We start from the raw sequence: 13,788 nt of genomic DNA on the forward strand, positions 1-13,788 counted from the left end.
CGCCTGAAATTCCGAAACTTAGCTGTCCTCTGGGGCCGCTAGGGATTGGGATAAAGCCCGCACCCTGCGCATAGCGCGGGTGTCGGGTAGTTTACGTAGCCGGATCGAAGGTCGGGCAGGCTGGGTTAAGGTGATAAAGAGTTACAGGGCTGGTCGCTATGGCTGAGATGAGTCCGTATCAGGTGTTGGGAATTAGCGAAGAAGCCTCTTTTGAAGAGATTCAATCGGCGCGGGCTCGGCTCCTGGCCAGCTTGGGCGCCGATGAACAGCAGCAAGAGCGGGTGGAGCAAGCCTACGATGCCATCCTGATGCAGCGCCTGCGCCTGCGCAAAGAGGGCAAAATCGCTGTTCCCGATCGCATTCGCTACGCCGAACAACGGGCTGCCCATCCTGAGCCGGAGCTGAGTTTGCCTCGCCCTGCTGCCCAAAATCCCCCCTGGGTCAGCCGCTGGTTGGATACCCCCTCTACCGCCGATGCCCTCTGGCCTGCGGCGCTGCTGGGTGGGCTGGGGGGTTGGGTTATCCTGGCTCCCGATGAGTACCCCTCGCTGCAACTGGCCTTGGGGCTGATGGCTTGTATCTATTTCCTGTACCGCAAAGAGCGCCGCTTCATTCGCGCTTTTCTCTTGGCCCTGGCGGGCCTGAGCCTGGGGCTGATGTTGGCCTACGGCATTGCCCTTCCCCTCACCGGTGGCGATGCTCCTGGTGCGCTGTTGGTGGGGATCACGTTTACGGTGATGTGGTTGGTGACCAGCTTTCTGCGCTAGCTGCCGGTTGGCAACGGATATCCAACCAGGGATCATCCTCACCTGCCAAACCGCCGCTGCCGCGACTGATAGCTAAGCAAGGCTTGGTGAAAAGCGGCTCGGTCGAAATCCGGCCAGAGGATGGGGGTGAAATACTGCTCGGTGTAGGCCATCTGCCAGAGCAGGAAGTTGCTGATGCGCATCTCGCCGCTGGTACGGATCAGCAGATCAGGATCCGATAAGCCGGTGGTGTAGAGAAATTGGGAAAAGAGGGCCTCGTCAATCTGATCCGGCTGCAGCAGCCCCTGCTGCACCAAGGTGGCAATGGAGCGGCAGGCTTGTAGGATCTCCTGTCGTCCCCCGTAGTTGAGGGCCACCGTCAGGCAAATGCCCTTGTTGTGCTGGGTGCAGGCCACCGCATGCACGATGGTTTCCTGCAGAGAGTGGGGCAGAGCCGACAACTGGCCGGCAAACTGGATGCGCACCCCCTGCTGCACCATTTCCCCCAATTCCTGCCACAGCACCTGCTCGAACAAAGTCATGAGAAAATCCACCTCCTCGCGGGCCCGGCCCCAGTTCTCGGTGGAGAAGGCATAGGCGGTAAGGGCTGGGATCCCCCAGTCATCACAACAGCGCAGCAGCTCCTTCAGGGCCGCTACCCCTCGCTGATGCCCAACACTGCGGGGTAAGCCCCGTTTTTGCGCCCAACGCCCGTTGCCATCCATCACCACCGCCACATGGCGGGGCAACAACTGCGGATCTAGGTCGGCAGGCAACTGCAGAAGATGGGCAGGAGAAAGGGTCATGGAGATTCAGTCTTCGGGGAGGGTTTTCTCAGGTTTGCGAAAGAGTTTAGTCAGATCGGCAAGGGATCCCCACCAGCGCAGCGGCCCATTGCGAAACCAGGGGTGGGCCCACAATCCCTTTAGCGGAGCATCTCGTTTTTTGGCATCGCGGGGATTGCGCAACCGCTGTACCAGCAGTTCGTGTAACTTGGCACTGGTCAGAGGCCGCTCGATGCGCCCACCCTCCGCCAGGGAAATGGATCCCGTTTCTTCTGAGACCACAATACACAAGCAATTGGTCTGCTCTGTGATCCCCATCGCAGCGCGGTGCCGTGTGCCCAGCTGTCGAGAGGCGGCCCGCTCCGAAACCGGCAGGATGACCCCCGCTGCGCGAATGCGATTCCGATGGATGACCACAGCCCCATCATGCAACAAAGTTGAAGTCTGGAAAATGGTCTGCAAGATCTCCCGCGACACCCGCGCCTGGAGAGGTACTCCTTTGTCGGTAAACACCCGCGAGTCAATTGGCTGCTCCGGCTCGATCACAATCAGCGCTCCTGTGCGGTTTTGGGAAAGTTCTCGCACTGCTTGCACCAGTTCTTCCACCAAATCTTCCTCAGGATCCTCCTCGTCATCGCCTGCGTTGCTTGGCCACTCCATGCGGATGGCTCTTGCCAATTGCTCCAGCAGCCGCCGAAACTCCGGTTGAAAGAGCACGCCCATGGCTACAGCTGCGCCCAGGAGCAGGCGATCCAAGATCAGGTGAACCAAGGGGAGAGAGGCTGTGGCCAGGTACAGCACCAGCAGCACTATAAATCCCCTCACCAGCACCCCAGCACGACTTTCGCGGGTGTAGTAGAGAGCCAAAGCCAACAGAAAGACAGCCAGAGCCCAGTCCAAGAGGCTGAGAAAGTTAAACTGCTGTAGCCAAGCCCATAAGGCCGCCAGCATGGCGAAAAACCCCGTTCACGCTCCCCTCATTGCGGACCTTCTGCCTGGTGCCGTTCTGCACCTCAGAACCCCTGTTGGACTGCGGCCCCCAGACCAGCCTACCACTCACCTCCTGGCTGTCTTCCAGTCTTTCTCGCATGAGGTGCGTTGGCTGCGGTCGGCGCTGCCAGGAAAGGCTGTGCCTCTACTGACCAGATGGGTATGGGCAAACTTCCCCTTCAACGCAGCAACCGCTCTGGCAAGACATCTTGACGGATTAAGTCGGCATAAGTTTCTCGCCGCACAATCAACTGGGCCTCTCCCTCGTTGACCAGCACCGCGGCTGGCCGAGGGAAGCGATTGTAATTGGAAGCCATGCTGTAGTTGTAGGCCCCCGTCGCCAAAACCACCAACACTTCTCCTGCCATTGGGGCGGGCAGAAGCACATCCTTCAACAGCACATCCCCCGACTCGCAGTGCTTGCCGGCCACCGTTACCCGCTGCGTGGCCTCTGCCTCTGGTCGGTTGGCCAGAAGGGCGGTATAGCGGGCTTGATAGGTGATCGGGCGCGGGTTGTCGGACATACCACCGTCGATGGTGATGTAGGTGCGTCCCTGGGGCAGGTCATCGCTGGGAGGGATCCGCTTTTGCCCTCCCAGGGTGTAGGCGGTCACGGCAGCCGGCCCAATCACAGATCGTCCAGGCTCGCAGAGCACCTTGGGCAAAGGGATCCCGGACTGGGCAAAGGCTTGTTGCACCGCCGTTGCCACAGTTTCCACCCACTCCGGGATGGAGGGGGGATCATCGGATTCGATATAGCGGATCCCCAGGCCCCCACCCACATTCAACTCTTGTAGGGGCAACCCTCTGCCCAGCCCTTGCCGCCAGATCTGGGCCAGCACCCCCGCCAGGTCGCGGTGGCCCTGTAGATCAAAAATCTGTGACCCAATGTGGGCATGGAGCCCAACGCACTGCAGTTGGGGATGGGCTGCCAAAAAGTCAAACACCTCCGGCAGTTGCCATTGGCCGATGCCGAATTTGCTGTCGGTTTGTCCGGTGCGGATGTACTCGTGGGTGTGGACGTCAATACCAGGGTTAACCCGCAGGAGCAGCCGCGCTGGCCGTGCGGGCGTGGTCAGGGCCGACACCTGCTGCAGTTCGTACAGGCTATCGACCACCAAAGTACAGCCCGTCTCCAGGGCCAAGTTCAGCTCGTCGAGAGACTTGGCGTTGCCGTGCAGATAGAGATCTTCACCTTTGGCCCCCGCCTGCAGGGCCGTGTACAGCTCCCCGCCAGAAGCCACATCCAACCCCAGCCCTTCTTGCAGCGCCAATGCACAGATGGCCAGGCAATTCCAGGCTTTCGTGGCGTACAAAACCCGGGATCCCCCGGCGTAGCAGCGGGCCCAGGTGTCGCGGTAAAGCTGGCAGGCGCGGCGCAGCGTCCATTCGTCCAGGATGTAGAGAGGGGATCCAAACTGGCGCACCAGCTCCACCACGTCGCACCCCCCAATTTCCAAGTGCCCCCGGCTGTTGATACGGCTGGTCAAGGGGCGCAAAGACTGGTTGGGGGAAAGGGTCTGCTCTGGATGGGTGGGAGTGCCGAGGGTCGAAATCATGGTCAGGAGTCAGAAAACTGTCTTAAACGATATCAAGTTCCTTATTCAGTTTGTCTTGAAAAATTCAGTTTGTCTTGAAAAGTGCCCAGCCCTAACCCGATCCCTTTATACCCAGCTCTGGGGCTGCCTCGTTCCGCTTCGACTCTGACTCCTCGGTTTTGAGATGGCTGACAATTGGCACAGTGGGAGTGTGTCTGACTTACGCAACACCTTCTGCTATGATGAAAGACCGGTGTCAACGGGTCGATGCCCGAGGGGTTAAAGGGGGCGGACTGTAAATCCGCTGGCTTACGCCTACGTTGGTTCGAATCCAACTCGGCCCACCATCGGCTTTGCCCACGTGGCTCAGTGGTAGAGCACCCCCTTGGTAAGGGGGAGGTCACGAGTTCGATCCTCGTCGTGGGCTTGGCGCTCTGAAGATGATCCCAGCCGCTGGCGCCAGAAGAGCTATGGCCCGAACAACTGGGGAGATGACAAGAATCCTCCCCCTCGAGGGCGGGGAGTATGTCAAAATGCGGCAAGAACCCTCGAGTGGTCGCGATGATCCCACCGGATGGATCCCCCCTTGCTTCTGTTCCTGCCTGGCATAGCCTCACCCTCGCCGCTGCCATCCAGAAGTTGCAGACCGATCCCGATCGCGGCCTCACCACTCAGCAGGTGATCCAGAGGCAGCGGCAATATGGCCCCAATGAGCTGATCACCACTTCTGGCCGTAGCTCCTGGCAAGTCCTGCTGGATCAATTCCGCAACATCATGCTGCTGATGCTGATCGCCGTAGCGGCGATCTCAGCCACTTTGGACTTGCAAGAAGGCGAGTTTCCCAAAGATGCCCTGGCCATTTTGTTGATCGTTGGCCTTAACGGTGGCCTGGGCTATTTGCAAGAAAGTCGGGCGGAAAAAGCGCTGGCGGCCCTGAAAAAACTGGCCTCCCCTACCGTGCGGGTGGAGCGGGATGGCCTGTGGCAAGAAGTTCCAGCCAGCCAACTGGTGCCGGGGGATCGCGTGCTGCTGGAAGCCGGGGTACAGATCCCAGCCGATGGGCGCTTGGCCGAGGCCGTGAACCTGCAGGTGCGGGAAGCAGCTTTGACCGGAGAAGCCACCCCTGTAACCAAACAGGCAGATTGCGTACTCCCGCCGGACATCGAGCTGGGGGAACGGCGCAACATGGCCTTCATGGGCACCGAAGTGATTCAGGGGCGAGGGATCCTCTTGGTTACTGCCACCGGCATGAACACGGAGCTGGGCAAGGTGGCGAAGCTGCTGCAAACGGTGGAAAACGAGCCCACTCCCCTGCAGCGGCGCATGAGCCAACTGGGCAATGTGCTGGTGTCGGGATCCCTGGCTTTGGTGGCCTTGGTGGTGGGGATAGGGTTGCTGCAAGCCGGGAGTATGGCCCCTTTCACCTCGCTTCTGGAAACCTCCTTGAGCATGGCCGTGGCCGTGGTACCAGAGGGGCTGCCCGCGGTTATCACTGTCACCCTGGCCATTGGCACCCAACGCATGGTGCGCCGCCACGCCCTCATCCGCCGCCTGCCGGCAGTAGAGACCCTGGGATCCGTGACCACCATCTGCTCCGACAAAACCGGCACCCTCACGGAAAACAAAATGGTGGTGACCGACATCGTTACCCCCGACCGCCATTACCACGTCAGCGGCAGCGGTTACATTCCCAAGGGATCCTTCTACTGCGGCGGCCAGCCCATAGATCCCGGGAGCGCCCCGGATCTGCAGGCCATCTTGCGGGCCGTGGTGTTCTGCAACGATGCCCTGTTGCAGGCCAGCCTCCAACCCGTTGCCGGTCGCAACCCACGGTCTGCAGTTTCTTCTCCCCCTTCAACGCCCACCTGGTCCATCCTGGGGGATCCCACCGAGGCTGCCCTGCTGGTGGCAGCCGCCAAGGCCAACCTCCACAAAGGCTCTTTACAGGAGCGCTACCCACGGGTGCAGGAGCTTCCCTTCAGCTCGGAACGAAAACGCATGAGCGTGGTGATCCAAGAAAACGGCGGCTACTGCGTCTACACCAAGGGATCCCCAGAGCTGGTGCTGGAGCGGTGTGATCGTATCCAGAAAGGGGGCACTTGGCAGGAGCTGTCGGAAACCGATCGCCAAGCCATCCTCGGCACCAACAACCGCCTGGCCGCCCAAGGTATCCGGGTTCTGGGGGTAGCCACCCAGAGGCTAGAGCGGATCCCGGACAACGGGGAAGAGGTGGAGCACAACCTGGTTTGGCTGGGCTTGGTGGGGATGCACGATGCTCCGCGACCAGAGGCACGAGAGGCCGTGGCCCGCTGCCGAGAAGCCGGGATCCGCACGTTGATGATTACCGGCGACCACCAACTGACAGCTGTTGCCATTGCCCGCCAGCTGGGCATTCTCGAGTCGGAGGATCAGGCGATTGACGGGCGTACCCTCTCCCGCTTGAGTTTCGAGGAGCTGCTGCAAACGGTACAAACCGTCAGGGTCTATGCCCGCGTCGCCCCCGAACACAAGCTGCGCATTGTGCAAGCCCTGCAAAAGCAAAACGAGTTTGTGGCCATGACCGGGGATGGGGTTAACGACGCGCCTGCTCTGCGCCAGGCGGATATCGGCATCGCCATGGGCATCACGGGCACCGATGTGAGCAAAGAGGCCAGCGACATGGTGCTGCTGGACGACAACTTCGCCACCATCGTGGCCGCCATTGAAGAAGGGCGAGTGGTCTACAGCAACATCCGCCGCTTTGTGAAATACATTTTGGGCAGCAACATTGGTGAGGTGCTGACAGTGGCTGCCGCCCCCATCCTGGGCTTGGGGGATGTGCCGCTGACACCCCTACAGATCTTGTGGATGAACTTGGTGACCGATGGCCTGCCCGCTCTGGCCTTGGCTTTGGAACCGGCGGAGCCAGGGGTGATGCAGCGCCCCCCCTTCAACCCCAAAGAGAGCATCTTCGCCCAGGGGCTGGGAGCCTACATGGTGCGCATCGGCGTGGTCTTCGCCATCTCCACAATCCTCATGATGGCCATTGTGGAAGCCTACATCCCCCACTGGCGCACGATGGTCCTCACCACCCTGTGTATCGCCCAGATGGGCCATGCGCTGGCCGTGCGCTCCAACGAGAAGCTCACCATCGAGACCAACCCTTTTTCCAACCCCTACCTGCTGGGCGCGGTCCTGACCACTCTGCTCTTGCAATTGGCTCTGCTCTATGTGCCTTTCTTGCGCAGCTTCTTTGGCACAGAGGAGCTAACCCGCACTGAACTTTTGATCTGCTTGGGCTCTAGCACCGTGGTTATGGTCTGGGTGGAGTTGGAAAAACTCTATTGCCGCTGGCGCAAGGGATCCCGCTGAATCTTCACAATTATTTTTCACAATAAAGCATCTTCACAATAAAGAGTCTCTCTCCCTACTGCACCCAGAAACAAAGCTTTGAGCCAAGACTCATTTCCCCAAAAAGCCACTCTTGAGGAATCCTGCCCATTACATAGAGGCCATTTCCGCAAGTTAGCTGAGCTTCCCCTTTTGACCTCCAAGATAAGCTGGAAAGACTTGCTGGGATACTGTGGAAAGGGGGCAGGAATCTCTGGGTTCTATGCACAGAGAGCTATGGGCGGTAGGGAAAACGGTGGGCCTGGTGGATCCCTCTGGCCTTGCCTTTTGGCTGCTGGGATCCCTCTTCTTGGCTCTCCTGCTGCTTGGCGTCAGCCTGGGGGAAAGTCAGCCGCTTTCTGTCTTCAGAGGGATCCTGGGATCCCTTTCTCGAAGATTTCCCTTCCAACCTCCTAGAGGCACCCCCAGCCCAGAGGCTCGTTTTCGGGCAGCCTTGGAAGCCAGCTTGGATGCTATTTACCTGCTGGAGGCGGTGCGGGATCCCGTTACCCGCGAGATCCGCGACTTTGTCTTTGTGGATGTCAACGCCAAGGGGGAAGAGCTCATTTCCCTCCAGCGCCGGCAGATCATCGGCCAGCGGCTGTGCGAGCTGCTGCCCATCAACCGCTGGGGGGGCTTTTTTGAGAAATACAAGCGAGTGGTGGAAACCGGCATTCCTCTGGAAGAGGAGTTCCCCATTTCGGGGCAGCCGGGCTTGAAGGCCAGTTGGATCCATCACCAAGTGGTGCCGGTGGGAGACGGGATCCTCATCACCAGCCGCGACATCAGCGAGCGGGTCAAGATGGAGCGGGCTCTACAGGAAAGCGAGTCTCGCTACCGCGCCCTCTACGAGGCCATTCCCGACTTGATTTTTGAGCTCAGCGCCGAGGGAGTCATTCTTCACTGCAAGCCTTCCCCTTACGTTCCCACCCGACATCCGCCTGAGTTTTACGTGGGTCGCCGCGCCCAAGACGTGTTTACTGGCTCGCTGAAAGAGCAGTATCCATCTCTGGCGGAGGGGGCCTTGGTCAGCCAGACGCCGCAGTACCTAGAGTACGAAGTTGAGATTGAGCCGGGGATCCGCTGCTATCGGAGAGCCTGCGTTGTCGCTCACGGGAGAGACAAAGTTTACATCCTGGTGCGAGATATCACCGAGCGGAAACAGGCGGAGTTGGCCCTTAGAGAAATGGAAGCCACCCAGCGGGCCATTCTCCAAGCCATCCCCGACCTTATTGTTCGCCTGAATCGCCAGGGCATCTGCCTGAGCTTTATTTCCGGAGGCGATGTCCATCTTGACTGCCCAGCAGAGCGCCACTTAGGTCGATCCCTCCAGGAGATTCTGCCGCCAGCGCTGGCCGAGCAGCGGCTTTTCTATGTTCAGCAGGCTCTGGCCACCCAAACCCAACAGCGCTACGAGTACAGCATTGAAGTTCAAGGGGAGGTACGCTACGAAGAGGCCCGCATTGTCCCTCTCAACAGCCAGGAAGTCCTGGCAATCGTGCGGGATATTACAGAAGCCAAGCAGGCAGAGCTGGCCTTGAAAGCCGCTGAACAGGTGCAGCGAGCCATTCTAGAAGCCATTCCCGACTTGATCTTTCGCCTGGATAGCCAGGGCATTTGCTTGAGCTTTGTCTGGGGGGGCGAGGTTGTTCCCTATAGCTCACCCGACACCTACGTGGGCCGATCCCTGCAGGAGCTTTTGCCACCGGAGTTGGCCGAGCGGCGGCTTTTCTTTGTTCAGCAGGCTATAGCTACCCAGACGCGGCAGCGCTACGACCAAAGCATCGAGATTCAAGGAGAGACCCGCCACGAAGAGGTGCGCATTGTGCCCCTCAACCCCCAAGAGGTGGTGGTGATCGTCCGCGATGTAACCGACAGGGTGCGATCCCAGCAGGCCGTCCAGGAAAGCGAGCAGAAGTTCCGGGCGCTGTTTGAGAATGCCGCTGTGGCCATCCTCATCCGCCATGCAGAGACGAGCGAGATCCTGGAGGCCAACTCCCAAGCCATTTCGGCCTATGGCTTCTCCAGCCTGGAGGAGCTGCGAGCCTTCGACGCTTGCGAGCAGTCTCCCTATCGCCAGGCTCTTCGGGGCGGGGAGTTCTCGCTGCAGTCCTACTTGGAGCAGGCCCGCCAGCAGGGATCCGCCCGCTTTGAGTGGCAATGGCAGCGGCAGGATGGCCGAGTTGTCTGGGAAGACGTGTTTGTGCAGCCCCTTGTCCTGCGCGGGATCCCGTGTTGGGTATTTACCGCAGTAGACATCACTGCCCGCAAGTCGGCAGAAGCGGAGCTGGAGCAGTTTTTCTCGGTGGCTCTGGATTTGCTCTGCATTGCCGATGCCCAAGGGTACTTTCGCCGTCTCAACCGCGCCTGGGAGACCACCCTGGGCTATTCCCTGCAGGAGCTCCAGAGCCGACCGTTTTTGGAGTGGGTTCATCCGGACGACCTCCCCGCCACGCAGGCCGCCATGCAGCAGCTTGTCGAAGAGAAACGGCTGGATCACTTCGTCAACCGCTACCGCACCCAGGACGGCAGCTATCGTTTCATCGAGTGGCGAGCCTTTTTGGCCGGATCCCTGATCTACGCCGCCGGGCGGGATATCACCCTAGCCAAGCTGGCAGAAGAGCAGATGAAAGCAGCTAAGGAAGCTGCCGAAGCCGCCAGCCGCGCCAAGAGCGAGTTCCTGGCCACCATCAGCCACGAGATCCGCACCCCCATCAACGCCATTTTGGGGATGACCAGTCTACTCCTGGACACCTCCTTGGATCCGCAGCAGCAGGATTGGGTACAGACCATCCGCTATGGAGGCGAGGTGCTGCTGAACCTAATCAACGACATCCTCGATTTCTCCAAGATCGAGTCCCAAAAACTGGAACTGGAGGAAATACCCTTTTCCTTGCCGCAGTTAGTGGAAGAGCTGCTGGATTTGATGGCCGCCCAAGCCCAGAGCAAGGATCTGGAACTGGTGGCTTGGGTGGATCCCAGCCTGCCGCCAACCTTGATAGGGGATCCCAACCGGCTGCGCCAAATCCTGGCCAATCTGCTCAGCAACGCCATCAAGTTCACCCCCCAGGGAGAGGTGGTGGTGACCGTCGAGGCCGGGGAGAGGGATCCCGAAAAGCAGTGGGTAAGCGTTCAGGTGCAAGATACCGGCATTGGCATTCCCCCCGAAAAATTGGATCGCCTCTTTAAGCCCTTCAGCCAGGTGGATAGCTCCATCAGCCGCCAGTTTGGGGGCACCGGCCTGGGCTTGGCCATCAGCCAGCGTCTCTGCCAGCTCATGGGGGGAGCAATCGGGGTGGAAAGTCAGCCGGGCCAGGGATCCACTTTTCGCTTTCGCATCCCCCTAAAGAGGCCAGACCAGGAGCTGTTGCCAACCGCCGCACCGGATCCGTGCTTGGCCGGCAAGCGGGTTTTGCTGGTGGAAGACAACGCCAGTCAACGGCAGTTGCTATCCCGACTGCTGAGCGCTTGGGGCATGGAGGTAACCTGTTGTGCCTTGGCGGCAGAAGCCCAGGCTGCAGTTAGAACTCGTCCTTTTGACCTGGCCCTTCTGGATGCCACCCTGCCAGACCGGGATGGCTTGACCCTGGCGGCTGACCTGCAGACAGCGCAACCCCGCCTGTTACCGCTAGTGCTGACGGGGCGCAACTTCATCTCCACAGCAGACCCTCTCCCCACTTTGGCCAAGCCGGTCAAAGCCTCCCAACTGCGGAAGCTGCTGCTGGGGCTTGTGGGAGAAAAAGCTCCTTCCTCCTTATCTTCCTCTCCCGCCGCTCCTCCCTCCATTTGGGACGCGACCCTGGCCAGCCGCTACCCGCTTCAGATCCTGGTGGCAGAGGATAACCCGGTTAACCAGAAGGTGATTCGCCTCATGCTGGAGCGATTGGGCTACCGGCCCGACATAGTCGGCAACGGTCTGGAAGCCGTCCAAGCTCTGCGCCTGCGACCCTACGATCTGGTGTTGATGGATATGCAAATGCCGGAGCTGGATGGTCTTGCGGCCACCCGTCGCATCCGCGCTGAACTGCCTCCTGAGCGCCAGCCTCGCATTGTTGTCCTCACGGCCAATGTGTTTTCGGAAGGCCGTGCTGCTGCCCAAGCTGCTGGGGTAGATGGCTATCTAACCAAACCCTTGGAGCCAGCCGCCCTAGTCCGGGTTCTTCAGGGATCCCTTCCCCTTCCCATCCCGGCCAGCCAGGGAGAGGATCCGCCCCTCGACCCCGTTATCCTCGCCCAGATGCGGGCAGTCTTCAGCTCTCCAGAAGCCTGGCAGGAGATGATCCAAACCTACCGGCAGGACAGCGAAGCTCTATTGGGATCCCTGCGGCAGGCCCTAGAGCAGCGGGATCCCCAAGCCATTGCTCGGTTGGCCCACCGCCTCAAAGGCGGCAGCAGCACCCTGGGCGCCAAACGTCTGGCCGAGCTGTGTCAGCAGTTGGAAAAGCTGGTTCATGCCGAGCCAGCCAGTTCTGTAAAATGGGATACTATAGAGCAAGCCCTGCAGAAGCTGGAGGTGGCATATCGGCAAGTTATCCTTAGTCTCTGAGTGCAGAGCCTTTCTCCCTCTCCTCTCAATGCCTATGCTGAGGCCTAATCCCCATCCTCCGCCCAGCTCGCCAGCGGTTCCTGAGGCCCAGGCGGGATCCCCCTCGCCTGAAAAGAAGCCGTTGGTGTTGGTGGTGGACGATGAGCCCAGCCAGCGACTCTTGGTTCGCTACGCCCTTGAGCGAGAAGGCTACCAAGTCCTGGAAGCCAGCAGCGGCGAAGTCTGTCTGCAGCTAGCCGCTCAACACCCAGTGGATATGGTCTTGCTGGATGCGGTCATGCCGGATGTGGATGGGTTTGAGTGCTGTCGCCGCCTCCATGCTCAAAACTCGGATCTGCCCATTCTCATCGTCACGGCGCTGGAAGATGAGTCCTGCGTGGATGAAGCCTTTGCTGCCGGGGCCAGCGATTACATTTCCAAACCCATTCGCTGGTCGGTTTTGAAGCGGCGCATCCGCCACCTGATCCAGGCCAGCCAAGCCCAACGCCACCTGCGGGAACTTAACCAAGCCCTAGAAGCCAAGGTGCAAGAACGCACTGCCCAGTTGGCCTGCCAGGTACAGGACTTGCAGCAGCTCAGCCGCCTTAAGGATAGCTTTCTGGCCAGCGTTTCCCACGAGCTGCGCACTCCCCTCACCAAGATCAAGTTGGCCCTGGAGCTATTGGGCCGCTCCCCTCTAGACGAGAAGCAGCGCCAATACCACCGCATTGCCCTGGAAGAATGTCAAGCTGAAATCGAGCTAATCAACAGATTGCTGGATCTGCAGAGCCTAGAAGCCAAAGAGTTGAGCTCTGCGGCTGCCGCCATCGATCTCCACAGCCTTTGCACAAGCCTGCTCGACGGGGTGCGAGAACGGGCTCAAGCCCGGCAACTGAAGCTGGAGATGGCGGAGCTGACCTCACTTCCCGCAGTGCTCTACAGCTACCCGCAGCAGCTAACCCTGATCCTGAAGGAACTGCTGGAAAATGCCTGTAAGTTCACCCAGCCGGGCGGAACCCTCCGCTTAGAGGGGCAAGCCTTTCCCGGTGGGGTTGAGTTAAGAGTCGGCAATACCGCCCAAATCGAGCCTGAACACCTGCCCCACCTTTTCGAACGCTTTTACCGTGTGCCTTCTGAGGATCCCTGGGCGCAGCCGGGCAGCGGCCTTGGACTGGCCTTGGTGAAGCAGTGGGTGGAGTATCTGCAGGGCCAAATCCGGGTCACCAGCCAGAAGGGATGGACTTGGTTTGTCCTTTGGCTGCCCAGCCTAGAGCCCTCCAACCGTTGACGCCCAAAGGCGGGTGGGAGGCAGCGATTGAGACTTTAGTGACCAACGACAGCAGCAGTCTCAGCAGTGGCAAAGGAGGTGCCACACCCACAGCTAGCTATTGCATTGGGGTTCCTGAAGCGGAAACCGCCCCCCAGCAGATCCTCGGAAAAGTCGACGGTGGTGCCGCTGATCAAGGTCATGCTCAAGGGATCCACTGCCACCTGGATATCCCCAAAGTCGAAGGTATGATCGTCAGGGTTGGCCCGAGACTCGAAGTTCATTACGTAAGAGAGGCCAGAGCAGCCGCTCGGCTTGACCCCTAGACGCAGGATGGGCTGGGATCCCTCTTTTTCGTACTTGCTGCGCAGGCGCTTCAACTCTTGGATGGCGCTATCGGTCAGGGTGATCATGACGAGAAGGCTCAAGGGTACGTTCTACTCCCCATCCTATCAAGGGTTTTTTCTCGGCCAGCGAGAGCATGACTCTAGTCAATAATAAGCTCAACTATACTGAAAATAATGTATAATATGTTCAGTACGGATTACTACCAGTTGATCTTTCTGTT

Annotated in this window: 8 protein-coding genes and 2 tRNA genes; 6 read left to right on the forward strand and 4 right to left on the reverse strand. The window is 59.6% G+C overall.

Annotated features, from left to right (window positions below; all coding sequences use genetic code 11):
• Nucleotides 1–167 precede the first annotated feature (167 nt).
• Nucleotides 168–767, forward strand: coding sequence for a CPP1-like family protein (locus ACVW0B_RS13115; RefSeq protein ID WP_011433251.1), 600 nt, complete (start codon nucleotides 168–170; stop codon nucleotides 765–767).
• A 38-nt stretch (nucleotides 768–805) separates the two neighbouring features.
• On the opposite strand, the gene ACVW0B_RS13120 is transcribed toward ACVW0B_RS13115, so the two are convergent.
• From ACVW0B_RS13120 to lysA, 3 genes are all read right to left on the reverse strand, one after another.
• Nucleotides 806–1,552, reverse strand: coding sequence for an isoprenyl transferase (locus tag ACVW0B_RS13120; RefSeq protein WP_011433250.1), 747 nt, complete (start codon nucleotides 1,550–1,552; stop codon nucleotides 806–808).
• A 6-nt stretch (nucleotides 1,553–1,558) separates the two neighbouring features.
• Nucleotides 1,559–2,482, reverse strand: a complete 924-nt coding sequence (gene cdaA / locus ACVW0B_RS13125) for a diadenylate cyclase CdaA (RefSeq protein ID WP_414328940.1) — start codon at nucleotides 2,480–2,482, stop codon at nucleotides 1,559–1,561.
• Nucleotides 2,483–2,700: 218 nt separating this feature from the next.
• Nucleotides 2,701–4,080 carry a diaminopimelate decarboxylase gene (gene lysA / locus ACVW0B_RS13130; RefSeq protein ID WP_011433248.1) on the reverse strand — a complete coding sequence of 460 codons (1,380 nt, stop codon included), beginning with the start codon at nucleotides 4,078–4,080 and terminating at the stop codon, nucleotides 2,701–2,703.
• A gap of 240 nt (nucleotides 4,081–4,320) precedes the next feature.
• Between lysA and ACVW0B_RS13135 the strand changes: the two genes are divergently transcribed.
• From ACVW0B_RS13135 to ACVW0B_RS13155, 5 genes are all read left to right on the forward strand, one after another.
• Nucleotides 4,321–4,406, forward strand: a tRNA-Tyr gene (locus ACVW0B_RS13135).
• Nucleotides 4,407–4,414: 8 nt separating this feature from the next.
• Nucleotides 4,415–4,486 (forward strand) — tRNA-Thr (locus ACVW0B_RS13140).
• 134 nt (nucleotides 4,487–4,620) lie between these two features.
• Nucleotides 4,621–7,410: a cation-translocating P-type ATPase gene (locus ACVW0B_RS13145; RefSeq protein WP_011433247.1), complete on the forward strand. Its 2,790-nt coding sequence runs from the start codon at nucleotides 4,621–4,623 to the stop codon at nucleotides 7,408–7,410.
• A gap of 241 nt (nucleotides 7,411–7,651) precedes the next feature.
• Nucleotides 7,652–11,974: a PAS domain S-box protein gene (locus tag ACVW0B_RS13150; protein WP_457491899.1), complete on the forward strand. Its 4,323-nt coding sequence runs from the start codon at nucleotides 7,652–7,654 to the stop codon at nucleotides 11,972–11,974.
• Between the two features lie 34 nt (nucleotides 11,975–12,008).
• Nucleotides 12,009–13,241, forward strand: a complete 1,233-nt coding sequence (locus tag ACVW0B_RS13155) for a hybrid sensor histidine kinase/response regulator (RefSeq protein WP_457491900.1) — start codon at nucleotides 12,009–12,011, stop codon at nucleotides 13,239–13,241.
• A gap of 35 nt (nucleotides 13,242–13,276) precedes the next feature.
• On the opposite strand, the gene ACVW0B_RS13160 is transcribed toward ACVW0B_RS13155, so the two are convergent.
• On the reverse strand, nucleotides 13,277–13,633 hold the full coding sequence (locus ACVW0B_RS13160) for a HesB/IscA family protein (protein WP_457394443.1): 357 nt from the start codon (nucleotides 13,631–13,633) through the stop codon (nucleotides 13,277–13,279).
• Between the last annotated feature and the right edge of the window lie 155 nt (nucleotides 13,634–13,788).

It is taken from the genome of Thermostichus sp. MS-CIW-23 (genome assembly GCF_054059455.1).